Raw genomic sequence first — 23,665 nt, 5'->3', positions numbered from 1 at the left:
AGAGCCTATGCAAAATGTAGCTGGTGTTGCTGCAGTTATCCCCGCTGCAGGAGTGGGTAGCCGTATGGGGCTATCTGAACCCAAACAATACCTTCAATTAGCCGGAAAAACAGTGCTTGAGCACAGTGTCGCAGCAGTGACATCCGATGCCCGAGTTCAGGCTGTCTATATTGCCATTGCCGCGGGTGACCAACGGATGGCGTCGCTCACCTTCAATAGCCACTGCGACATTCACTTTGTGCAAGGCGGGAACAGTCGTGCGGCATCGGTTTTAGCAGGCGTCAAACAAGCACAAATAGACGGCTTCGCGGCGGTTGTGGTGCATGATGCGGCGCGGCCCTGTTTGCAGTTGGACGAACTGAGTGCGGTGATCACGGCAGGACTGGCGCATGCGGATGGTGCTATCTTAGCGCTACCTTTAGCCGACACTGTAAAGCGTGCGCGAGGAGACGATTCTGGCCCACCGAATAGCATTGCAACCAGTGTTGCGCGGGATAATCTGTGGCGCGCATTAACACCTCAGGTGTTTAGTACGGATCGGCTATGCCAGGCTTTGGAGCAGTTAGGCGTCGATAACGCCTCCATCACTGATGAGGCTTCGGCCATTGAGCTGCTTGGCGGGCATCCGCTGTTGGTGCAAGGGCGCCAAACCAATATAAAAATTACTCAGCCGGGCGATGAACAGCTTGCTGCTTTGTATTTAACCACGTTATTTAAGGAGCCAACATGCGTATAGGTCATGGCTACGATGTACATAAATTCGGTGGTGAGGGTCCGCTCACGCTTGGCGGTACCCACGTACCTTATACGCAAGGTCTGGTTGCGCATTCAGATGGTGACGTTATTTTGCATGCGGTGGCGGATGCACTGCTCGGTGCTGTTGCTTTGGGTGATATTGGCCAACACTTCCCAGACACGGATGCGCAATACGCCGGAGCCGATAGCGGCCAGTTATTACAACACGTTTATAAATTAGTGCAGCAGCAAGGGTTTGTGCTGGGAAACCTCGACATTACAGTGGTTGCTCAGGCACCTAAGCTTGCTGATTACATTCCAACCATGCGTGCACGCATTGCACAATTGTTGGTTGCAGAAGTAGGAAGTATTAATGTGAAAGCTACGACAACGGAAAAACTAGGATTTGTTGGGCGTAAAGAGGGCATTGCGTGTCATGCAGTGGTTCTCGTGGTGCCGGTACCTGCGCGTGATTGATACCTATTTACATGGCCAGCCCACATGCCAAGGGCAATTTAAAGCATCGCCGGAAGACTTTAAAGTTACCGAAGTGCTAGAACTTCCATGCAGCGAGCCCGATGAACAAAAGGGTGAACACCAGTGGTTATGGGTGGAAAAGAAAGGTGCAAATACTGCCTTCGTTGCAAGCCAAATCGCGAATTTTGCTGGGGTTAAAGAACGTGATGTTAGCTACTCCGGCTTGAAAGACCGGCATGCAGTAACCTATCAGTGGTTTTCTGTGCAATTGCCCGGCCAAGCGTTATTAAACTGGCAGCAGCTGGAACACCCTGAATTTTCTGTGTTACATGCCGCATTGCAACCGCGCAAACTAAAAACCGGTACCCACCGCGCGAATAAATTTGTTCTACGCATTCGAGATATTGATAGCCAGCCATTATTTGATGCCCGTTGGCAGGAAATTGTTCGTGATGGTGTGCCGAATTACTTCGGCGCACAACGTTTTGGACACGGTGGACAAAATATCGAGCAAGCCAAACGCTGGTTCGCTGGTGAATTAAAGCGTCGGCCGAGCCGCCATCAGAGCGGCTTATACCTTTCCGCCGCGCGCTCGTTATTGTTTAATCGAATTGTTAGCGCCCGTATTGCTGCAAACCGCATGACGCCAGAAGTGGGCGATGCCATGATGCTGCGCGGTAGCCAATCATTTTTTGTGGTTGAAACGGTTGATGAAACATTGCTTCAACGCTTTAACAGTGGTGATATCATGTTAACGGCGCCAATGCCTGGTAGTGGACGTTGGTCAACCAACGCTGAGATTGGACAATTTGAACAAGATATTTGCAATGCTGAACCCGAATTAATGGCGGGCCTATTGAAGCAGCGCGTTGATGCGTCTCGCCGTGCAATTTTGTTGCACTTAGAACAGCCGAAAATAAGTTGGTTAGGCGACGACAGCGCGCAAATTGAATTTGCACTTCCACGTGGTAGCTATGCGACAAGTGTACTGCGTGAATTAATACAAGGTAATGAAACTCATGATGAAGTTATTAGTCAGCAATGACGATGGTGTGCATGCCCCCGGCATTGAGGCACTTTACGAGCGTTTGAAAGATATCGCGCAAGTGCGTGTTATTGCCCCTGATCGCAATTGCAGCGGTGCCAGTAACTCGTTGACACTGCATAATCCATTGCGTATGCAACGCTTGCCGAATGGTTTCTATTCGTTGAATGGCACGCCAACCGATTGTGTGCATTTAGGCACCAACTCACCGCTGGCGGATGATGTCGACTTGGTGGTGTCGGGTATTAACGACGGCCCGAACATGGGTGATGATGTGTTGTACTCAGGTACCGTTGCCGCAGCAATGGAAGGCCGCTTTATGGGGCTACCAGCAATAGCTGTTTCTATGGGGGCTCGTAGCGATAGCTATTATGATACAGCGGCCTTAGTGGTCGCCAATATAGTAAATCGAATGGCTGATCAGCCACTTCGATTAGATACCATCTTGAATATAAATGTGCCCGCGGTGCCCTTTGATGAGATTAAAGGCTACAAAGTGACTCGCCTGGGTCGCCGTCATCGCGCCGATACCATGGTACAAAGTAAAGACCCATTTGGCCGTGATATTTTTTGGTACGGCCCTATTGGCGGGCATCAGGACGATGCAGAAGGAACGGATTTTCATGCGGTGCGCGAAGGGTATGTCTCAATTACGCCAATAAGCTTGGACATGACGGCGCGCAGTCATCAAGATACTTTGTCTAACTGGTTAACGAAAACAACAACATGATCCAGAATTTTCAGGGGATGGCACGTAAACTTGTCGATAAACTACGTGCCGAGGGTATTTCCAATACTGCGGTACTTGAGGTTATTCGTTCTACGCCAAGGCATTTATTTATGCCTGAGTCATTGGCTCATAAGGCCTACGAAAACACCGCGTTACCGATTGGTCAGGGCCAAACTATCTCGCAGCCATTGATGGTTGCTTCGATGACGCAATTATTAATGCAACATCACTGTAAAAAAGTGTTAGAAATAGGTACAGGTAGTGGCTATCAGACAGCAATTTTGGCACAGTTAGTTGACCATGTATTTTCAGTTGAACGCATTGCTGAGTTGCAGTATCAAGCGAAACGGCGCTTAAAAAAGCTGGATTTGCATAATGTATCGATGCGCCATGGTGATGGCTGGCAAGGCTGGAAGTCGAAAGGGCTATTTGACGGAATAATAGTGACAGCGGCTGCCAGCGCAATGCCGATGGCGCTTATGGAACAACTTACCGATGGTGGGGTTATGGTAATTCCAGTTGGAACCACCAAACAACGCCTGATTGTTGTGCGTCGCTTCGGTGATGAGTTTGAACAAAAGGAGTTGGGCGAAGTGAAATTTGTACCATTGGTGCCAGGAGCGCCAATATGAAAGTTTTTGGCTGGTTGTACGACAAAGTTTTAAGTTGGTCGCAACATCGCCGTGCTCCTGCCATTTTAGCCGGTTTGAGTTTTTCTGAGTCGGTTGTCTTTCCCATCCCCCCTGATGTTATGTTAGCGCCAATGGCGATGACGCAACCTGAGAAAGCTTGGCGGTTTGCGCTGATCACCACATTGGCATCGGTATTAGGCGGTATTGCTGGTTATTGGTTAGGTTACTTCTTATTTGATCCCGTGGTATTGCCATTGGTGGAGTGGGCTGGATATCAAGACAAGTTGATTCGCGTCACCAGTTGGTTTCAAGATTATGGGTTTTGGATAATTTTTATTGCCGGGTTTTCGCCGCTGCCATACAAGTTATTTACCGTTAGCGGCGGTATGCTCGGGGTAGCTTTTATTCCTTTTGTACTCGGCTCGGTCATAAGTCGCGGGTTACGTTTTTTTCTGGTGGCATGGTTGCTAAAAACCGGTGGTCCTAAAATGGCGGTACATCTGAGAACGTATATCGATCGTATCGGTTGGGGGATGGTTGTTTTGATCATCATAGTTTATGTGTGGACGCGCTAGTTCCCTTTTTCTAGTTGCCACACTTTGTTGTGTGGGCCTATCTGGTTGTGCCCAACGCACAGAGCCAGCACCGGTTACACGTCTGTATAAAGGTAAAAGTATTCATGACTTTGAGCGCGCAAGCTTAGCCGCTGAAAGTTATACGGTAGAGCCAGGCGATACCCTCTATTCAATTGCTTTTCGGGCCAATGAGGATATTCGTACAGTCGCTCAGTGGAATGGCCTTGCTCCCCCCTATACTATTGTTCCTGGCCAAGAAATTCGATTGTCGGGAACCTCAAAATCCTCTGTAGAAACCGTTGCGTCACCTACCAAGAAAGAGTATCGTAAACCACAGAGTTCACAAAATAAACGCAAACCTGTAACAGTAAAGCAACAGAAACGCGCTACGGTTCAAACGAAACCAATTACACAACCGAGCGTTGTTAACCGAAATGAACCGCCACTGCCGGCCAGTAAAGATATTCAATGGCAATGGCCTTCATCAGGGCGAGTAATACGCGAGTTCTCAACGGCAGAGGCCGGCAGCAAAGGGCTTGATATTGCTGGAGTAAAGGGTGATGCTGTGGTTGCTGCAGCGGCAGGGAAAGTTGTTTATGCGGGGAATGCATTGAAGGGATATGGTCAGTTAATCATTTTGAAACATAACGATGACTATATTACCGCGTACGCGCATAATGAGAAATTACTGGTTAACGAACAGCAGTGGGTAAACAAAGGCGATGAAATAGCAACAATGGGCGACACTGATGCAGAACGTGTGAAATTGCACTTTCAAGTAAGATTTCGCGGTAAATCAGTTAATCCAAAGCATTATTTGCCCCGGGGAACGCAATGAGTCGAGATCAAGATGAGATTGAAGATATTGATGAGCAAGAAATGCTCTCAATGGAACAGTCGGCACCAGAAGATAGTGACGAAGCATTCGAAGAGATTTTGGCGAATCGAGTTCATTATCAAAAGAAAATGGATGCAACTCAGCTCTATCTAAGTGAGATTGGCTACTCGCCGTTATTAACGGCAGAAGAAGAAGTCTTTTTTTCACGCTTGGCGTTAAAGGGCGATGCAAAAGCTCGTGCGCGAATGATTGAGAGTAATTTACGCCTCGTGGTTAAAATAGCGCGACGTTATACCAACCGAGGCTTAGCACTGTTAGATTTAGTTGAAGAAGGTAATTTGGGGCTCATTCGAGCGGTTGAAAAATTTGACCCTGAACGCGGGTTTCGGTTTTCAACCTATGCCACGTGGTGGATCCGCCAAACCATAGAGCGGGCTATCATGAATCAGACTCGCACGATTCGCTTGCCCATACACGTCGTTAAAGAGCTCAACAGTTACTTGCGCGCGGCCCGTGAACTGGCTCATAAACTTGACCATGAACCGACAGCTGAAGACATAGCGAAGAAGCTTGATGTTTCAGTGGCGGATGTGACCCGCATGTTGCGCTTAAATGAACGTGTAACGTCGGTTGACACGCCAATGGGCGGCAACGACAACGACAAGTCATTGGTTGATATGCTCACGGACGACAATGATTATGGGCCTGAAGGTGACATGCAGGAAGAAGATGTGCGTGAGCACATTATGGTCTGGTTGGAAAACTTAAATGAGAAACAACGCGAAGTGCTGGCGCGCCGGTTTGGCTTGCTTGGCTACGAACCTGCCACATTAGAGGATGTTGGCCGAGAAATTGGTTTGACCCGCGAGCGCGTTCGACAGATTCAGGTAGAAGCCTTACGTCGCTTGCGAGATATGTTGCGTCAGCAAGGTTTAAGTTTGGACGCTTTATTTCACCGCGATTAGTTAAGTAAATTTAGATTACTTTGCGAATGCGAGATGACTTAGTTGTCATCTCGCATTTTTTGTTGCCATTCAGCTAGCCAGCTTAATGCTCCAAGCGGTGTTAATTCGTTCACATTAAGCTGTTTCAGTGCTTGTTCGAGTGCGCTGGGGTTCGCTTCCAGTAAATCAGCTTGTTGAGGAGCTGCAGATTGCTGGCTTGATGGTAACGTTGATAGGTCAGCGACACCATGATGCTCACGTTCAAGTTGCTGCAAGTAGTGCTTAGCTTGCTGCAGTACGCGTTGCGGTAACCCGGCAAGCTGTGCAACTTGAACACCAAAACTGCGACTCGCAGCGCCAACTTTTACCTTATGTTGAAAGGCAATAGTGTCACCGTGTTCAGTCGCTTCAACGTGCACGTTAATTGCACCGTCTTGCTGCCCAATCGTTTGCGTGAGTTCGAAATAATGGGTTGCGAACAATGTTAACGAACGATTTTTATGGAGTAGGGCTTCGGCGCACGCCCAAGCTAAGGCTAAACCATCGTAGGTTGAGGTACCACGGCCGATCTCGTCCATAAGAACCAAGCTTTTATCGGTCGCGTTATGCAGTATATCTGCTGCTTCTGTCATTTCGACCATGAAGGTTGAGCGCCCTGAAGCGAGATCATCTGATGCACCAATTCGTGTGAAAATTCTGTCCACCGGGCCAAAGACGGCGTGGCTTGCTGGTACAAAACTGCCGCAATGCGCCATAATGGTTAGCAGTGCAGTTTGCCGCATGTAGGTCGACTTGCCCCCCATGTTAGGGCCCGTGATTAATAACAAGCGTTGTATTGGTGAAAGCGTAACGTCGTTGGCAATAAAAGGTTCGTGCTGCAGGCGTTCAATAACCGGATGACGTGCATTGGTCAATTCAATATGCACTGCGTCGATCAACTCGGGGCGACGGTAATCATAGGTAATTGCTTGTTCAGCAAAGCTGCGCAGCACGTCGATTTCCGCGAGCGCGTTGGCGGTATGCTGTAAGGCAACGAGTTGTTCGGCAAGTTGCTCAATCAAGTTATCATAAAGCCATTTTTCACGAGCTAGAGCGCGGCTCTGGCTTTGTAATACTTGGTCTTCATAGGTTTTAAGCTCCGGAATAATATAGCGTTCCGCATTCTTCAAGGTTTGGCGACGCTGATAATCAGCCGGAATTTGTTGACTCGCCGCTCGGCTCGCCTCTAAGTAGTAACCATGTACTTTGTTATAGCCGATTTTTAATGTGCTGATACCAGTGCGCTGACGTTCGCGCGTTTCGATGTGTTGTAAAAAATCGGTAGCACCTGCAGCAAGTTGTCGTTGCTCATCGAGTTCGTCGTCAAAACCATCGCGAATAACACCCCCATCACGAATTAGAACAGGCGGTTGCTCGATAATGGCTTGTTCGAGTAAGTCAGCTAAATCTGGAAAAGACTCGATTGTTGCACGCCATGATTCCAGTGGTTTTGTTTTTAGTAAGTCACGTACAGCTGGGAGGGCCTGCAAGGCACTACGTAAACGGGCTAAATCACGGGGGCGCGCGCTGCGCAAACCGATGCGTGTAAGTATCCGCTCGATATCGCCAACTTGGCGCAGTTGTTGATGCAATTCAGCATAATCAGTTTGTTGCAGAGCTGCCACCGCATCGAAGCGCCGGTTAAGTACCTGTTGTTGTCGCAGGGGTCGTTGCAGCCAGCGTTGAAGTAGTCGGCTGCCCATGGCGGTGCTGGTTTTATCGAGCACATCAAATAAAGAGGTTTTATTACCGCTCAGTGAACGCACCAACTCTAAATTTCGGCGTGAAGCTGCGTCGAGCATGATGGCATCATCGCGTTTTTCAGCCACGATTGAATTGATGTGAGGCAGCGCAGCTAATTGGGTGGCTCGTACATAATTCAACACCGCTCCGGCGGCACCGATAGCGTGTTGTAAGTGGCCGATACCGAAGCCGTCAAGGTGAGCAACTTGAAACTGGCGCTGTAACAGCTGTTGGGCGCTGCTGGTATCGAATTCCCATTCAGGGCGGCGGCGGCAACAGGCACAATTTAATTCGGTTTCACTAAACTGCCAGGTTTCCGGATATAGAACTTCAGCCGGCTGTAACCGTTCTAATTCTGCCCTAAGTTGCTCTCGGGTATCAGCTTCTAGCACAGTAAAGCGACCACTAGCCATATCCAGGCATGCGATACCAAACTGTTGACCGGGGTGAATAGCTACCAATAAATTTTCATGATCAACGGGCAATAGTGCTTCGTCGGTTAGGGTGCCCGGTGTCAGCACGCGAACAACTTTACGCTCTACCGGTCCTTTACTGGTGGCGGGGTCACCAATTTGTTCGCAAATAGCAACCGATTCACCCATTTGCAGCAATCGCGCCAAATAATTTTCGGCCGCATGATAGGGAACACCCGCCATGGGTATAGGGTTCCCATTGCTACTACCGCGAGCGGTTAATGAAATATCTAATAAGTCCGCAGCACGTTTAGCATCATCGTAAAAGAGTTCGTAAAAATCTCCCATACGATAGAATAATAAGGTGTCAGCATGGTCTGCTTTGATACGCAGATATTGCTGCATCATGGGTGTATGTGCTGAAACTTCGAGTGAGTTATTTAGTGCGTTCGACATGCCTGTTATTATCCGTATAGAGTCGATATACCGCGTATAAAGGAATAAGCAAATGGTATCACAAACACGTCATGATTTAGCAGTAGATTTAGGCCGTTGGTTGCAGCAGCGCAACTGGAAAATCGCCACAGCGGAATCCTGCACGGGTGGCGGAATCGGTTATGCTATAAGTTCGATTCCGGGTAGTTCAGCTTGGTTTGCTGGTGGCTTTATTACTTACAGTAATAGCTTGAAGCACCATCTGTTGGATGTGCCAAACTTTGTGCTTGCGCAGCACGGCGCGGTATCGGCTGAAACTGCTGAGGCGATGGCACGTGGAGCGTTGGCTAACAGTGGTGTTGATGTGGCTATTGCTGTTACCGGTGTGGCGGGGCCTGAAGGTGGTACGGTTGAGAAACCAGTAGGATTAGTCTGGTTTGGCTTAGCGTGGGAAAATCACTGTATAACGTGGCATCAATTATTTGAGGGAAGTCGAGCACAAGTTCGCAAGGCTACGATTTACGAGGCTTTGCGGAGTTTTGAAAAAATTACTTGATACTGTATAAATTTACAGTACACTTAGTTACAACATGACCAACAAGACGGACATTATCATGAGCAACGATAAACAAAAAGCACTCGACGCAGCCTTAGGCCAAATTGAACGTCAATTCGGCAAGGGATCAATTATGCGCTTGGGTGATAACCAAGCGATGGACATTGATTCAGTCTCTACCGGTTCACTAACCCTAGATATCGCATTGGGCATTGGTGGGCTTCCATTTGGCCGTGTGGTTGAAATATACGGTCCAGAGTCGAGTGGTAAAACAACATTAACGTTGCAAGTTATTGCTGAAGCGCAGAAAAAAGGTAAAACCTGTGCATTCGTTGATGCTGAACATGCACTTGATCCAATTTATGCTGAAAAACTTGGCGTGAATGTTGATGAGTTGCTTGTTTCGCAACCAGACACTGGTGAACAAGCACTTGAGATTTGCGACATGCTCGTGCGTTCAAATGCTGTTGACGTGGTGATTGTTGACTCGGTTGCCGCATTAACACCAAGAGCTGAAATTGAAGGCGAAATGGGCGATAGCCATGTTGGTTTGCAAGCGCGACTCATGTCACAAGCATTACGCAAATTAACTGCCAACATTAAGAAATCAAACAGTCTGTGTATTTTCATTAACCAAATACGCATGAAAATTGGCGTGATGTTTGGTAATCCTGAAACCACAACGGGTGGTAACGCGCTGAAGTTCTATTCGTCAGTTCGTCTGGATATTCGCCGTATCGGTGCTGTTAAAGAAGGCGACGAGGTTGTCGGTAATGAAACCCGCGTTAAAGTTGTGAAAAATAAAGTGGCACCACCATTTAAGCAAGCGGAATTCCAAATCATGTACGGCTCGGGTATCTCGAAAGAGGGAGAGTTGATTGATCTTGGCGTTAAACAGAAAATTGTTGATAAAGCTGGTGCTTGGTATAGCTACAAAGGTGACAAAATCGGTCAAGGCAAAGCAAACGCCATGAAATATATGATCGATAATCCATCGGTGGCTGCAGATATTGAGAAACAAATTCGTGAACAACTGCTTGCGAAGCCGGTTAAAACAGGCAAAGCAGGGCGCGAAGCTGCCGCTGCTGAAGCAGCAGCAATTGCTGCCAGCAAAGATGATGCTATGATGGATGACGATCTTATTTAAGCTTTCATCTATTAGACATATCAGGACGTTGTAACCATGAGTAAATATGTTCAAGTCTCATTAGCTCTTGGCTCAGGAGCTGCACGAGGGTGGTCACACATTGGTGTGATAAAAGCTCTTCAGGACATGGGTATTGAAGTTAACATGGTCGCAGGCACTTCAATCGGCTCCCTCGTGGGGGCCGGTTTTGCTTCTGGCCGACTCGATGATCTTGAAAAGTGGGTTCGTGATATGGGCCGCTGGGAAGTGTTTAACCTTCTTGATTTTGGCTTTAGTCACGGCGGTATTATTCAAGGCGAAAAAGTTTTCGGACATGCGCGCGATTTATTTGGTGCTATAAATATCGAAGACATGCCAATTACCTACGGCGCTGTTGCGACTGACCTATTTACGGGGCGTGAAATTTGGCTGCGCAAAGGTGATGTTTATCAGGCCTCACGTGCATCCTGTTCAATGCCAGGTTTGTTAGCTCCTGCTGGTGTTGATGGGCGTTGGTTAGTGGATGGCGGTTTGGTTAATCCGGTGCCGGTATCATTATGCCGGGCATTAGGTGCTGATTTCGTGATTGCGGTAAACCTTAACTCGCAGCTGACTACAACAGCGGTTGAGGCGCGCAGCAAATATCTGGCACCGGGTCATGATCGACAATCCGAGCCACAGGCCGATTTACATGGTCATGTAACCCCAGACAACACCGAATCAAGTGAAGGCTATGACCCTAGCGAAGAGGCTGAAGAAGGCTTCTTTAAGAGCTTTCTTTCTACCAGTCAACAGTACTGGGATTCAATGAAAGATAAGTTTAATGGGCAGTCATACAAAGCGCCGGGTATGCTTGGTGTAATGGCAGGCTCTATTGATATCATGCAGGAACGTATTACTAAGGCAAGGTTGGCTGGCGACCCACCGGATATTCTTATCCAGCCCAAGTTGGGGCACATTAGCCTGATGGAATTTGAACGTGGTAAAGAATCTATTGATGTCGGCTACGAAACAACGATGCGAATGAAAGACTTTATTTTGTCTGAACTTCAGCTATTCGGCGAGCGCCGTGGCTAATAACGACTAGCGACCAACGAAAAAGGGCACCGAATGGTGCCCTTTTTTTATGCAGTTTTATTTTTACTGCTGATGGATTACTTTTTCCATCTCGTCAAACGTATCTTGTAACGCCTGATTTGGTTCAGCTGTCATACGGCTGAATACAATCACTGCCAGTGTGCTAACAATAAAGCCTGGAATGATCTCATAGACAATGCTGCTGAGCGTTGCACCGTCTTCCAAGACCGGTGCGTATATCCAGAACAATACTGTTGCTGCACCCGTCACCATACCGGCTAATGCGCCGTGACGGTTCATACGTTTCCAGAATAGACTTAGGATAATCACCGGGCCAAATGCGGCACCGAAACCTGCCCAAGCGTTAGCAACCAAGCCCAAAATTGTATTGTCTGGGTCCCAGGCTAAATATATAGCGACTAAGGACACCAGTAATACCGACAGGCGACCAACAGTTACCAGTTCTTTATCACTTGCGTCACGACGTAAGAACGCCTTATAGAAGTCTTCAGTCAGTGAACTTGAAGTAACCAGTAGCTGCGATGAAATGGTGCTCATAATTGCTGCCAGTATTGCCGCTAACAAGAAACCTGAAATTAACGGATGAAACAGGAACTGCGAGAAAATGATGAAGATTGTTTCTGCATCATTCAATTGCATTTTAGTTTCTGCAACGTAAGCAATACCCACAAAACCGGTAACCATGGCGCCAATAATTGAGAAGAACATCCAAACGATACCGATACGGCGTGCTTTTGGAACATCTTTTATTGAACGAATTGCCATGAAACGCACGATGATGTGTGGCTGGCCGAAATAGCCTAAACCCCATGCCAATAGGGAAATAACCCCCAAAAATGACAATTGATTTAACATTGGGTCGGCTATGGATGCGTCACGGAAAAACTGGAGAAAATCTGGATTCAAGGTTTCCACCGTGTTGGTGACTTGCCCGATACCACCGAGGTCGAAAATAGCGACGATGGGCACCAAGACCAAGGCCACAAACATGATGCAACCTTGTACAAAGTCGGTCATTGATACCGCTAAAAAGCCACCAAACAGGGTATAAGCGCAAACAACACCGGCTGTGACCCACAACCCTAGGCTGTAATCTAAGCCAAATGCTGAGCTGGCGAATAGTTTGCCGCCGGCAACTAGGCTAGCTGAGGTGTATAAGGTGAAAAAGATGATGATAACCACTGAAGAAAACACACGAAGCATGCGTGCTTTGTCGTCAAAGCGGTTCGCAAAGTAGTCAGGTATCGTAATTGAGTCGTTGGCTACTTCGGTATACGTACGCAGCCTTGGGGCCACAATAATGTAGTTGAGGTAGGCGCCTACCAATAAGCCTACAGCTATCCATAGTTGTGACACCCCCGAAACATAAATAGCTCCGGGCAGACCCATTAACATCCAACCACTCATGTCTGACGCGCCGGCGGAAAGCGCCGTTACGCCAGGGCCAAGTTTACGGCCGCCGAGCATGTAGCCAGAAATATCTGAAGTTGATTTTTTGTAGGCGTATAAACCGATGCCAAGCATCGCAATGAAATAGAGTGCTAGCGAAACGAGCGTACCTGTTTCCAAAGCATTACTCCTGTGTTGTTGTGTGTTTAAGCGCTTTATTAAGTTGTTCCGATTGCAGCAACATTTTGGTCAATTGCTGTTTCGGATTTGTAAGTAGCGCCTGTGTTGAATCAAACTCGATCATTTTACCACGATGCATTATTAATATCTTGTCAGCAACGTGTTTCACTATCTCCGGCGAATGGGACGCGAAAATGAACGAAATACCCATATCTTCTTGGAGATCGAGGATAAGGTTAATGATTTGAGCTCTAATAGATGGGTCCAATGCTGCGAAGGCTTCGTCGGCCACTATAATTTGCGGTTCAAGGATAATCGCGCGAGCAATACATACCCGCTGCTGCTGACCGCTGGATAGCATGTGTGGGTAAAAATCGAAATGGTCGGGCAGTAGGCCAACTTTTTGTAGCGTAACGTAAACGTGTTCTTGTTGTTCTGCAGCGCTCCACTGGGTGTTAAAAAGTAGCGATTCAAGCAGTTGCTTGCCAATGGTTAACTGAGGGTTGAGCGAGCGTAAGCTGTCTTGAAATATCATGCGGATTTCACGACAACGCTGTCGATGATTGTTAGGGTCTAACAATTCGCCATTTAAGAATATTTCGCCTGAACTTGGAACCTCTGCGCCCGAAATCAACTTGGCAATAGTCGATTTACCTGAACCTGTTTCACCCATTATGGCAATGGTTTCACCGCGTTTAACGCTAAAACTAATCGGCTCCAGTGCGCAGACACGCTGCGGTGTAAGCCAGCCATTTTTATAGCTGTAGTATTTGCTTATATTTTTTACTTCCAGCAAATCAGTCATGGGTTTCCACCTCGATAAGCGGGAAGTGACAGGCAAACTGATGTTGTTTGACCTTGCTCAAGCGCGGCTGATGAATGCAGGCGCGGCGCGATTTCGGGCAACGCGGACCAAGGCGGCAACCAATTGGCATGTGTTGCAACGTTGGAATAGCACCTGTTAGCGTTGGTAGACGCGTTTTGGGTACCAATTCTTTATTAAAGAAACTCATTTGCAACATCGCATCTGTATAAGGATGAAAAGGCTCGGTCATAATCTTTTCAGTGGGACCGGTTTCCATTAATTGGCCGCAATAAACCAGGCTCATGCGCTGACTCTCAGGAATAACAGAGGTTAAATCTTGGGTGATCATCAGAATGCTCATTCCCTGACTTGCGCTTAACTTCGCCAGCAAACGATAAATTTGGTTACGGGTGTTTGGCTCCATGGCCGTAGTTGGTTCGTCGGCAATGAGAAGTTTTGGATTGTGAGCAATTGCCATTGCGATACTGACTTTTTGCGCCACACCTTCCGACAGTTGATGCGGATAGCTATTCATGACTTTTTCAGCATCTTTGATGCCAACCCGATGCAATAAGCCTTCAGCGCGCACGGTACGATTGGCTTTGCGACGCAAATAAATACCTTTTAATTCGCTTTGCGGAATGGTTTCTCGCAGCTGATTGCCAAGTTTTGTATTGGGGTCGAGGTAGCTTCCTGGGTTTTGAAAAATCATGGCCATATCGCGGCCCGTGATCATCCGTCGTTGCACAGGGTTTAGCGCGAGTAAATCATAATGGCGCCACCAGAGGCGGTCGGCGGTGATTTTCCAGCGCGGATTGATAAAGCCCATAATCGCTTTCGCGAGCAAGCTTTTGCCGGAGCCTGACTCGCCAACGAGTGTATGAATTTCACCTTCAGCGAGTTGCAGACTCAGTTTATCCAGTACTTTGACAGTGCCAGCACTGGTTTCTAACTCAATAGTAAGATTACGAATATCAAGAATGTTACTCATGTGCCTCGTACCCGCTCTTGAATGGCAGCTCGTAAACTATCACCAAGCACGTTAATTGACAGCACCGTTAAAAACAAGGCCAGCCCCGGCAAAATCATTGTCCATGGCACCAGATATACCTGATCTAAGCTGCGTGCCAGCATGGTTCCCCATTCTGGGGCGGGGGCTTGTACGCCAAGGCCCAAAAATCCGAGCGCGGCAATATCTAAAATTGCTGTTGAAAGCGCAAAGGTAACTTGCATAACAACCACAGTCGTAATATTCGGGAAAATTACACGCGTTAATAGATACCAGCGAGAACAGCCATTTAGTTTCGACGCTATGACATACTCCTTGTTGCGCTCTTCATAAAATGCATTATGTACACTGTGAATAAACTGCGGTATTAAGACCAGCGTTATTGCAATCATGACGTTGTGCAGAGCAGGGCCTAATATCGCGATAATCACCAAAGCCAAAAGTAAAGAGGGTATCGACAGTACAACATCAAGCAGATGATTCAGAGTTGACGATTGCACACCGCGACTCATCCCAGCCCATGCACCAATGGTAATGCCAATCAATGCAGCGACAGCTGTTGCCATAAGCGGATAACCAAGACTATAAACGGCGCCAGCTAAAACGCGTGAGAGTAGGTCGCGGCCTAAGTCGTCGGTACCGAATAAGAAGCGAATTTTCCCCTCGTCGTGCCATGCAGGGGGTTGCGAAATAACATCACTAAACTGTGCATCAGGGCTATAGGGGGCAACCAAAGGTGATAAGATCATTGCGACCAGCATAAAGCTGAATATGTATATGGCGGCCACCGCAAATGGATTGGTACTCATGTGAAGCCACAATGCGCGTAGCGGCGAAGGCTCTCGATACTGGTAGTAAATACTGCGATTATTTGGCATCGATTTCCTTCCTAATATGCGGGTAGCGCCACGCATGCATCAAATCAACCATGACATTGACCAATAAAATGATAGATGCAAGCACCAGTAAGCCACCTTGGATAACTGGAAAGTCACGTTCATAGATGCTTTTCACCAGCCAGCTGCCGAGGCCTGGCCAGTTAAATATTACTTCAGTGATAATAATGTTGGTCATTAACACACTAAACTGCAGCCCCAATTGCCGAACTACGGGCTGCATTGCATTGGGCAGTGTATGCCTGAACATGATGGTACTGTCGCTTAAACCCCGCGCTCGCGCTGCCTTAATGAAGTTCTGTTGCAATACATCAAGCACGGCGTTGCGCATAATTCTAATCAGCATGGTAAGCGGCATTATGGATAGCACAATAACGGGCACCCATAAGTGATTAAGTGCGTCGGTAAAAGCCGCCATTCGATAGTCTGTGTCACTTAACCATATGTCAATGAGGATGGAACCCGTATTAATATCGATGGCATACAGCGGATCGATTTGGCCGGATATTGGACTCCATCCGAGCTTCACCGCAAATAACAAAATGAACAGCTGTGCCAGCCAAAACACTGGAATCGAATAGGCGCTTAAGCTCATCCCCATAATGAGACGGTCAAGTTTGCCCCGTTGTTTTATGGCGGCATACACGCCTAATGGAATACCCAACACAATAGCTAACAACATTGCCAATAGGCCTAACTCAAGCGTTGCGCCCAGCAGAGGTTTGATTTCGGCAAAGACAGGTTGCTCTGTGACCATAGATGCGCCCCAGTCACCCCGCAACAAGTGGGTCACGAAGCTGAAATATTGATTCATCATGTTGCCGTCAAACTCGCGCGCCACTAATGCTTGTTGGTAGGCGAGCGTATCGTTGATCTTGATGCCGGTCATGTTGGTGAGCGGGTCACCCGGATACCAATAGTTAAGCGCAAAAATTAACAGCGTTAGTAGCCACAGCGTGACCAACAGCAACACCATGCGGCGCAAGCTATAGCGGAGCATCGTTCACCCTCCGTGCATAACGGAAGTTGATGCCACCATAAGGCGGTAATTCGACGCCTTCAATATCAGCGCGGTGCGCCTGAAAACGCAGCGAATTAGCAATAGGCACTAACGGAGCATGCTGCATTACCATGTCTTCAACGAACTGATATAAGTGTTTACGCTGATCAAGATCACTTTCAGCAATGGCATCCACTAACAGTTGGTCAAACTCAGGGTTACACCACTGCGCTCGGTTATTTCCGCTACGCGCAGCAGCACAGCTTAAAATAGGACGGAAGAAATTATCGGGGTCAGCATTGTCAGCAACCCAGCCAATCAATACGCTGTCGTGTTCACCGGCCACAAGGCGTTGACGGAATGTATTCCATTCGTAGCTGACTATGTTGACCTGCACACCAATTTGAGCAAGGTCGGACTGCATCAGTTCGGCCATACGGTGCGCATTTGGGTTGTAGGCGCGTTGAACCGGCATGGCCCAAATCGACATACCGAACCCATTTGGATATCCAGCCTGTTCTAATAGTGCACGCGCTTTTTCTGGGTCGTAGGGGTAGGTTTGCTGTACAGGGCTATAGGCCCATGAGGTTTCTGGCAACATACCCGTTGCCAGCCGTGCATTGCCGTTATAAATGGTTTGAATTATCGCCGGACGGTTAATCGCATGCGCTAATGCTTGCCGCACCAGTACATTATCAAATGGCGGTTGCTGAGTATTAAATGCCCAAAAAGAAATATTTGGGCTGACTGAGCTGCCAACTTTTATTTCAGCGTCATGATCCAATTTAGACAGTTCATTAATAAGCGGATAAGGAATAACGTCGCATTCGCCGGTTAACAGTTTGAGCATGCGTTTATTGGCGTTCGGCGTAATCACATAAACCAAGCGTTTAATTTGCGGCTGTTCACGCCAGTAATTTTCATGGGCGCTGTAACGTATAATGAAGTCTTTGCGAAACAACTCAAACTCAAAGGGCCCGGTACCCACGGGGAAGCGGTCGATTTGCTCGGGCGTTTTCTCATGCAGCAATTGCGTAGCATATTGTTCGGATAGAATGACCGCAAAGTCGGTAGCTAAATTGGCCAAGAATGAGCTATCAGAGCGTCTAAGGTGGAAATCAACTGTGTAGTCATCGACCCGCTCGACCCGTTCAATAAGGTTGATAAGGCCACTGGAACGGAAAAATGGGTAACGACCACCATTTACGTCATGATAGGGGTGCTTTTTATCTAACCAGCGTTCAAAGCTGAAGATAACATCGTTAGCATTAAAGTTTCGTGAAGGGGTGAACCAGTCAGTGGTGTGAAATTGCACGTTTTCGCGCAAATCAAAACGGTATCGCGTGCCTTTATCAAATGCTTGCCAGCCACGCGCTAAAGCTGGAACGAATTGTTGCAGTTTAGCGTCGTAGTCGAGCAGTCGGTCATAAAGTTGTGCTGAGGTTGCATCAACGGTTGTGCCTGAGGTACCGAGTTGAGGGTTGAAGCTTTCAGGGTTGCCTTCGGAGCAATACACTAAGCCGTCACGGTGAACGTCGCTCGCTTTGTCTATGGGGCCGCACGCAACAATAAAAAGCGCACTACCAGCCACCATCATCTTATTTAGCATTTAGCCTTGCCCCTCAAGCAGTTGATATTTTTTCAAATAGCCACGTAGCTGATGATAGGTTAAGCCAAGGATTTCTGCTGTTTTCTTTTGGTTAAATTGTGCGTATTGCAATGCACGTTGCAGAACATCTATTTCAAATTCAGAAGTGATTTCTTTAAAGTCGATGCCGCCATTTTCAAAATCAACACAAATGCCTACAGCCTTTGTTGAGCTTGGTGCTGCAGACGACTGGTTGTCACCCGAAGAAGCTGAAGCTGTTGGTGTGGCAGTTGAGGCAGCTTTGGTATTGCTATTCATTTGTGACTTGTGAGCCTCACGATGGGCTGCAGGAGCAGGGCGGTAAGGACTATGAAACGGATCGATCACAACCTCGCTAACTGGGATATGGCCACTACCAATGCGGTAAACGGAGCGTTCGACGACGTTTTTCAGCTCTCGTACGTTACCCGGCCAGTCGTAGTCAAGGAGTGTTTTACGGGCACTTTCAGTAAACCCACTAAAGAGCTCATAGTTGAGCTCACGCGCCATTTGAATCGCAAAATGCTCAGCTAAGACTAGAATGTCATCAACGCGTTCGCGTAGCGGAGGTAATGTAATCACGTCAAAGGCAAGGCGGTCCAACAAATCAGCGCGGAACTTGCCCGCCTCGGCAAGGCTAGGTAAGTCTTCATTAGTCGCTGCAATTAAACGTGTATCAACCCGCACAGTTTTGGTACCACCGACACGCTCAAATTCACCATATTCAATAACACGAAGAATTTTTTCCTGAACTAAAGCAGAGGTATTCGCCAGCTCATCCAAAAATAAACTACCATTGTCAGCGCGCTCAAAGCGACCTTCATGACGTTTCTGTGCACCGGTAAAAGCGCCTGCTTCATGACCAAACAGCTCACTTTCGAGCAGGCTTTCACTTAAGGCCGCGCAATTCAATTTGATGTAATTTTGTTCCCAGCGTTTCGAAAGAAAATGTAGCCGCGCCGCGATGAGTTCTTTACCGGTACCACGCTCACCAATAATTAGAACCGGTTTATCTAAAGGGGCAATTTGCGAAACTTGCTCGAGAACAGAGAGAAAACTATTTGCTTGCCCGATTAAATTATCGGCTTCGCGAAAGCGACTCATGGTTGGCACCACGCTGTTATTATCGTTATTGGTGAATTTGACTAATTATTAGTGTATTTCATAACCGCTGTGCGTCAAACTGTTTTTTAACCAAACTCGAAAAAACCTTATAAATAAGCCGGTTGCATGAGTTTTTAAAAGTTGGCACGGTACATGCAAGGTACTTCAGCGAACTTAATTCAAATTTTAATTGACGCTTTATGAGGACACGAACATGGGTATCTTTACACGTTTTACAGATATCGTAAATTCAAACATCAACGCACTGTTGGATAAGGCGGAAGATCCAGAAAAAATGGTTCGTCTAATTATCCAGGAAATGGAAGACACGTTGGTTGAAGTACGTTCTACATCAGCACGGCTGATTGCAGAGAAAAAAGACACAGAGCGCCAACTTGCTCGCTTCGAGAAAGAAGTAGCGGAGTGGGACGCAAAAGCGGAACTGGCGCTGAGCAAAGATCGTGACGACTTAGCTCGCATGGCTTTAGTTGAAAAACAAAAGGCCACAGCGAACGCTGAAAGTTTAAAATCAGATGTAGCACGTATTGATGAGCATCTGAATCGTTTAGGCGAGGAAGTTGGTCAGTTGCAAGAAAAGCTCGCCGATGCCAAAGCACGTCAGAAAACCATTATCATGCGCCAACGTGCTGTTAGCAGCCGTTTGGAAGTGAAAAAGACCATTGATAGTGGAAAAATTGATGATGCAATGTTGCGCTTCGAGCGATTCGAGTCAAAGATTGATGATCTAGAGTCGCAAGTGGAAGCTTATGACCTAGGCAAGAAAACCTTGCGTGATGAGTTTGCTCAACTTGAAACTGATGACAAAATCAGCGACGAACTTGAAGCGATGAAAGCACGCGTTAAAAAAGATAAAGCAGACAACAAAGCGTAATTTATTGTTGCCAACCGGTGTGGGTGTTTGCGGACACCCACGGCCTTTGAACAACGAGAGACGAGAAACACATGGATATTTTAGTCCCAATGATTGGCGCTCCGATAATTCTTTTTATGATCTTTGTAGCTCCAATATGGATCATTATGCATTACCGTAGCCAACGCAAAATCGGTCAAGGTTTGAGCCAAGAAGAGTTGTTGCAATTGCAAGAACTTGCTCACCAGGCGGAGCGCATGCGTGACCGCATCAAAACCTTAGAATCAATTCTTGATGCCGATTCACCGAAATGGAGGGAGCGGGCATGAGTAACGATTGCAAAGAACGCAAAACCTTAACGCGTGATAAAGCCAACGGCAAGATTGCCGGCGTATGCGCGGGTATTGCAGACTATTTTAATATTGAAGTTTGGTTGGTGCGCATTATTGCGGTCACGGCTTTGATTTTCAGTTCAAGTTTCGTCTTAGTCATCTATGTTGCTATGTGGTTTATTCTTGACGAAAAAAAGCCTCAACCGGTAAGCCATACGCATCACAACCTTGGTGTTAAGACGAAAGTTTGGCAAGCCGGCGAGCCACCACAGCGCGCATTTCAGGAAATTACACAGGAATTTAGTGAGTTGGAACGTTCGCTGCAAAAGATGGAACGCTATGTAACATCTAATGCATATCAGATCGATCGCGAACTGGATCGTTTGTAACTGATTTAACACAGCGCACACATGAATACCGGACAATGCCCTTGCCCAAGAACACCGTGAGTAGCCCGCTGATAGGTTCGCCCTGCAGCGGGTTTTTTTATGCAGGTGGAAAATTTCCGTTACAGCAAAATATGATCGACATCAAAGTTCACTGTTGCGTTCATTCAGGGCTGAATGCACTCTGTTGACCCACAACAAGGAGATTTTCTGCCAATGCGCACCAATAACAAAGACAAAACGCAATGGCGGCCAGCGACGCTGACTATTCACGGTGGTAAACGCCGGGATGAGCACGGCGCTTTGGTTGCGCCCCTTTATCAAACTGCGACATTTTCTTTTGAAAATACGGCGCAAGGCTCAGCGCGTTTCGCGGGCGAAGAACCTGGGTACATTTACAGCAGACTTGGTAACCCGACGGTTACTGAACTTGAACAGCGGGTTGCAGCACTCGAGGAGTTTCCGGCGGCGGCGGCAACCGCAACAGGCATGGGAGCTGTCTCGGCGAGCATGTTGGCGTTTTTGCAACATGGCGACCATGTGCTGGTTTCCGATGCCATTTATGGTTGCAGTTTTGCATTGTTCTCCCATTTATTTACGCGTTTTGGTATTGCGGTCGACTTTGTTGATATGGCGAACCTTGAACAGACCCGCGCAGCAATGCGAGATACGACGAAACTCGTATTTTTAGAATCTCCGGTTAATCCGCATTTAAAAGTTATCGATATTCAAGCAATTGCCGACATAGCGCACGAGCGCGAGGCACGTTTAGTCGTGGATAACACCTTTATGACGCCGCTGTTGCAGCAACCAGGTAAGCATGGCGCTGATCTTGTTTTGCACAGTGCCACCAAATATCTGAATGGACACGGCGATGTAGTGGCGGGTATCGTCTGTGGTAGCGAAGAAGATATTGAGTTAATCAAACTCACAACACTCAAGGATATGGGAGCAACTATGAGCCCGCATGACGCATGGCTCATTTTGCGTGGTCTAAAGACACTGGATGTGCGTATGGAACGTCATTGCGCAAATGCAGTCAAAGTAGCAGAGTACTTGCGTGAGCAGCCTATGGTGAAATCGATTTATTTCCCGGGCTTCAGTGACCACCCAGCACAAGCTTTAATGGGAACACAGATGCATGGCGCTGGTGCTGTGATTGCATTTGAATTGCATGGCGATATACATACAGCACAGCAATTACTGGATAGCTTGCAGTTGATAACAATTGCCGTGAGCTTAGGTGATGCTGAAACGTTAATTCAGCATCCTGCGTCGATGACGCACTCACCCTACACACCAGAAGCGCGTGCTGCGGCGGGTATTAGCGACACACTCATTCGCATTTCGGTTGGCCTTGAAGCCACCGATGATATTATCGCTGATTTGGAGCAAGCGTTCGCCGCTTGCGCAAATAGCCAAACACAAACAACAGGGGAACAAGTCCGCTATGGGTAAACAAAGCAACTATGTTTCAAGACAGCCCGACGAGAATGGCATTATTGCCTGGAGTGACGAGGATAATGCCGTGTGGCACGATCTTGTCGAACGCCAGCTTAAACATATTCCGGGTAAGGCCTGTGATGAATACATGCACGGCCTTGACCTACTTGATTTGCCGCAAGACCGCGTACCACAGTTGCATGAAGTGAACGAAGTGCTGCAAGCGACAACCGGTTGGCAGGTTGCTCAAGTTCCGGCTCTGATCCCGTTTGACGAGTTTTTCCGGTTATTAGCAAATAAACAATTTCCGGTTGCAACCTTTATTCGTACGCGTGAAGAATTCGACTACTTGCAAGAACCTGATATTTTTCATGAGATATTTGGGCATTGTCCATTGCTGACAAATCCAGCTTTCGCGCATTTCACGCACCAATATGGCAAGCTCGGTTTAAATGCCACACCCAAAGAGCGCGTTTACTTAGCACGCTTGTACTGGTTTACGGTAGAATTTGGATTGTTAAAAACTGCTGACGGCTTACGTATTTATGGGGGAGGGATTTTATCCTCGCCAGGCGAAACCGAATATGCAATCAATAGTGATAAACCTGAGCGTAAGCCTTTGGTGCCGTTAGATGCGCTACGCACACCTTATCGGATTGATATTATGCAGCCGATTTATTACACCATCGGCAGTACCGAAGAATTATTTGAAATTGCTGATTTAGATATTATGGCGTTGGTTCGTGAAGCGATGGAGTTAGGTTTGTTTGAACCGAAATTTCCACCAAAGCCGAAAACTGACGCTGCTTAACCCCTGATTGATGTGAATAGAGGATTCGAATGTCTGATTTAAAACAACAGAAATGTGAAGCATGTAATGCTGAAGCGCCAAAAGTTACTGATGCAGAACTTGCTGAGCTAATTCGTGAAATTCCAGACTGGGCGCCTGTTGTGCGCGATGGTGTGATGCAATTAGAACGCGAGTTCAAGTTCAAAAACTTTAAACAGGCCCTCGCATTCACCAATAAAGTGGGTGAAATCGCTGAAGCTGAATTTCATCACCCAACTTTGGTGACTGAATGGGGTAAAGTAACTGTAACGTGGTGGACGCATGCCATTAATGGTTTGCACAAGAACGACTTTATTATGGCAGCCCGTACAGACGGCGTATTAAATCAAGATTAATACTGCTCGGACGACTTAAAAAAGCCCTCGAGGATACTTATCCCGAGGGCTT

Annotated in this window: 25 protein-coding genes; 17 read left to right on the top strand and 8 right to left on the bottom strand. The window is 47.4% G+C overall.

The window, feature by feature from the left end; all coding sequences use genetic code 11:
* The first annotated feature begins 7 nt into the window (after positions 1 to 7).
* Genes ispD through rpoS form a run of 8 tightly spaced genes read left to right on the top strand, consistent with a single transcriptional unit; the run spans position 8 to position 5,997 of the window.
* Complete coding sequence (ispD, locus tag ACN0UY_RS03010) at positions 8 to 736, top strand: 2-C-methyl-D-erythritol 4-phosphate cytidylyltransferase (RefSeq protein WP_417665307.1); 729 nt, start codon at positions 8 to 10, stop codon at positions 734 to 736.
* On the top strand, positions 727 to 1,212 hold the full coding sequence (gene ispF, locus ACN0UY_RS03005) for a 2-C-methyl-D-erythritol 2,4-cyclodiphosphate synthase (protein WP_417665306.1): 486 nt from the start codon (positions 727 to 729) through the stop codon (positions 1,210 to 1,212). Before ispD ends, ispF begins: the two co-directional genes overlap by 10 nt.
* Positions 1,205 to 2,257, top strand: a complete 1,053-nt coding sequence (gene truD, locus ACN0UY_RS03000) for a tRNA pseudouridine(13) synthase TruD (protein ID WP_417665305.1) — start codon at positions 1,205 to 1,207, stop codon at positions 2,255 to 2,257. The genes ispF and truD overlap by 8 nt, the downstream gene beginning before the upstream one ends.
* Positions 2,232 to 2,987 carry a 5'/3'-nucleotidase SurE gene (gene surE, locus ACN0UY_RS02995; RefSeq protein ID WP_417665304.1) on the top strand — a complete coding sequence of 252 codons (756 nt, stop codon included), beginning with the start codon at positions 2,232 to 2,234 and terminating at the stop codon, positions 2,985 to 2,987. Before truD ends, surE begins: the two co-directional genes overlap by 26 nt.
* The gene (locus tag ACN0UY_RS02990) at positions 2,984 to 3,619 is read left to right on the top strand and encodes a protein-L-isoaspartate(D-aspartate) O-methyltransferase (RefSeq protein ID WP_417665303.1); all 636 of its coding nucleotides are present in this window, start codon (positions 2,984 to 2,986) and stop codon (positions 3,617 to 3,619) included. Before surE ends, ACN0UY_RS02990 begins: the two co-directional genes overlap by 4 nt.
* Entirely contained in the window at positions 3,616 to 4,194 is a 579-nt protein-coding gene (locus ACN0UY_RS02985; RefSeq protein WP_417665302.1) for a YqaA family protein, read from the top strand. The genes ACN0UY_RS02990 and ACN0UY_RS02985 overlap by 4 nt, the downstream gene beginning before the upstream one ends.
* Before the next feature lie 31 nt (positions 4,195 to 4,225).
* Positions 4,226 to 5,032 (top strand): peptidoglycan DD-metalloendopeptidase family protein, encoded by an 807-nt coding sequence (locus ACN0UY_RS02980; protein WP_417665301.1) that lies wholly within the window; start codon positions 4,226 to 4,228, stop codon positions 5,030 to 5,032.
* Entirely contained in the window at positions 5,029 to 5,997 is a 969-nt protein-coding gene (gene rpoS / locus ACN0UY_RS02975) for an RNA polymerase sigma factor RpoS (protein WP_417665300.1), read from the top strand. The genes ACN0UY_RS02980 and rpoS overlap by 4 nt, the downstream gene beginning before the upstream one ends.
* Positions 5,998 to 6,035: 38 nt before the next feature.
* Here the strand turns inward: rpoS and mutS are convergent, their stop codons facing one another.
* Positions 6,036 to 8,627, bottom strand: a complete 2,592-nt coding sequence (gene mutS, locus ACN0UY_RS02970; protein WP_417665299.1) for a DNA mismatch repair protein MutS — start codon at positions 8,625 to 8,627, stop codon at positions 6,036 to 6,038.
* A gap of 52 nt (positions 8,628 to 8,679) precedes the next feature.
* On the opposite strand from mutS, the gene ACN0UY_RS02965 reads away from it, so the two are divergent.
* The 3 genes from ACN0UY_RS02965 to ACN0UY_RS02955 are packed head-to-tail and all read left to right on the top strand — an operon-like array spanning position 8,680 to position 11,365.
* On the top strand, positions 8,680 to 9,162 hold the full coding sequence (locus ACN0UY_RS02965; RefSeq protein WP_417665298.1) for a CinA family protein: 483 nt from the start codon (positions 8,680 to 8,682) through the stop codon (positions 9,160 to 9,162).
* Between the two features lie 58 nt (positions 9,163 to 9,220).
* Entirely contained in the window at positions 9,221 to 10,309 is a 1,089-nt protein-coding gene (recA, locus tag ACN0UY_RS02960) for a recombinase RecA (RefSeq protein ID WP_128351620.1), read from the top strand.
* 36 nt (positions 10,310 to 10,345) lie between these two features.
* Positions 10,346 to 11,365, top strand: a complete 1,020-nt coding sequence (locus tag ACN0UY_RS02955) for a patatin-like phospholipase family protein (protein WP_417665297.1) — start codon at positions 10,346 to 10,348, stop codon at positions 11,363 to 11,365.
* A 63-nt stretch (positions 11,366 to 11,428) separates the two neighbouring features.
* On the opposite strand, the gene putP is transcribed toward ACN0UY_RS02955, so the two are convergent.
* From putP to pspF, 7 genes are read right to left on the bottom strand one after another with little or no spacing between them, the layout of a single operon-like run.
* A complete protein-coding gene (gene putP / locus ACN0UY_RS02950) occupies positions 11,429 to 12,955 on the bottom strand; it encodes a sodium/proline symporter PutP (protein ID WP_417665296.1) in 1,527 nt (508 codons plus the stop codon).
* 4 nt (positions 12,956 to 12,959) lie between these two features.
* Positions 12,960 to 13,760 carry an ATP-binding cassette domain-containing protein gene (locus tag ACN0UY_RS02945; RefSeq protein WP_417665295.1) on the bottom strand — a complete coding sequence of 267 codons (801 nt, stop codon included), beginning with the start codon at positions 13,758 to 13,760 and terminating at the stop codon, positions 12,960 to 12,962.
* Positions 13,753 to 14,751, bottom strand: a complete 999-nt coding sequence (locus tag ACN0UY_RS02940; protein ID WP_417665294.1) for an oligopeptide/dipeptide ABC transporter ATP-binding protein — start codon at positions 14,749 to 14,751, stop codon at positions 13,753 to 13,755. Before ACN0UY_RS02940 ends, ACN0UY_RS02945 begins: the two co-directional genes overlap by 8 nt.
* Positions 14,748 to 15,647, bottom strand: a complete 900-nt coding sequence (locus ACN0UY_RS02935) for an ABC transporter permease subunit (protein ID WP_417665293.1) — start codon at positions 15,645 to 15,647, stop codon at positions 14,748 to 14,750. The genes ACN0UY_RS02940 and ACN0UY_RS02935 overlap by 4 nt, the downstream gene beginning before the upstream one ends.
* Complete coding sequence (locus ACN0UY_RS02930; protein ID WP_417665292.1) at positions 15,637 to 16,665, bottom strand: ABC transporter permease subunit; 1,029 nt, start codon at positions 16,663 to 16,665, stop codon at positions 15,637 to 15,639. Before ACN0UY_RS02930 ends, ACN0UY_RS02935 begins: the two co-directional genes overlap by 11 nt.
* On the bottom strand, positions 16,652 to 18,274 hold the full coding sequence (locus ACN0UY_RS02925; RefSeq protein ID WP_417665291.1) for an ABC transporter substrate-binding protein: 1,623 nt from the start codon (positions 18,272 to 18,274) through the stop codon (positions 16,652 to 16,654). Before ACN0UY_RS02925 ends, ACN0UY_RS02930 begins: the two co-directional genes overlap by 14 nt.
* Positions 18,275 to 19,396 (bottom strand): phage shock protein operon transcriptional activator, encoded by a 1,122-nt coding sequence (pspF, locus tag ACN0UY_RS02920; protein WP_417665290.1) that lies wholly within the window; start codon positions 19,394 to 19,396, stop codon positions 18,275 to 18,277.
* 214 nt (positions 19,397 to 19,610) lie between these two features.
* Here pspF and pspA point away from each other — a divergent pair, with 214 nt between their 5' ends.
* The 6 genes from pspA (at position 19,611) to ACN0UY_RS02890 (ending at position 23,613) form a co-directional block, all read left to right on the top strand.
* Complete coding sequence (pspA, locus tag ACN0UY_RS02915; protein WP_417665289.1) at positions 19,611 to 20,288, top strand: phage shock protein PspA; 678 nt, start codon at positions 19,611 to 19,613, stop codon at positions 20,286 to 20,288.
* Between the two features lie 71 nt (positions 20,289 to 20,359).
* Entirely contained in the window at positions 20,360 to 20,596 is a 237-nt protein-coding gene (pspB, locus tag ACN0UY_RS02910) for an envelope stress response membrane protein PspB (RefSeq protein WP_128351610.1), read from the top strand.
* The gene (gene pspC, locus ACN0UY_RS02905) at positions 20,593 to 20,988 is read left to right on the top strand and encodes an envelope stress response membrane protein PspC (protein ID WP_417665288.1); all 396 of its coding nucleotides are present in this window, start codon (positions 20,593 to 20,595) and stop codon (positions 20,986 to 20,988) included. The genes pspB and pspC overlap by 4 nt, the downstream gene beginning before the upstream one ends.
* Positions 20,989 to 21,201: 213 nt before the next feature.
* A complete protein-coding gene (gene megL, locus ACN0UY_RS02900; RefSeq protein WP_417665287.1) occupies positions 21,202 to 22,443 on the top strand; it encodes a methionine gamma-lyase in 1,242 nt (413 codons plus the stop codon).
* Positions 22,436 to 23,239, top strand: a complete 804-nt coding sequence (phhA, locus tag ACN0UY_RS02895; protein WP_417665286.1) for a phenylalanine 4-monooxygenase — start codon at positions 22,436 to 22,438, stop codon at positions 23,237 to 23,239. The genes megL and phhA overlap by 8 nt, the downstream gene beginning before the upstream one ends.
* 29 nt (positions 23,240 to 23,268) lie before the next feature.
* Complete coding sequence (locus ACN0UY_RS02890; protein ID WP_417665285.1) at positions 23,269 to 23,613, top strand: 4a-hydroxytetrahydrobiopterin dehydratase; 345 nt, start codon at positions 23,269 to 23,271, stop codon at positions 23,611 to 23,613.
* Positions 23,614 to 23,665 lie beyond the last annotated feature (52 nt).

Source organism: Pseudidiomarina sp. (assembly GCF_048268165.1).
Lineage (GTDB): Bacteria > Pseudomonadota > Gammaproteobacteria > Enterobacterales > Alteromonadaceae > Pseudidiomarina.
Note: the sequence above shows the minus strand (reverse complement) of the source record. Positions and strands in the feature narration are given on the sequence as shown.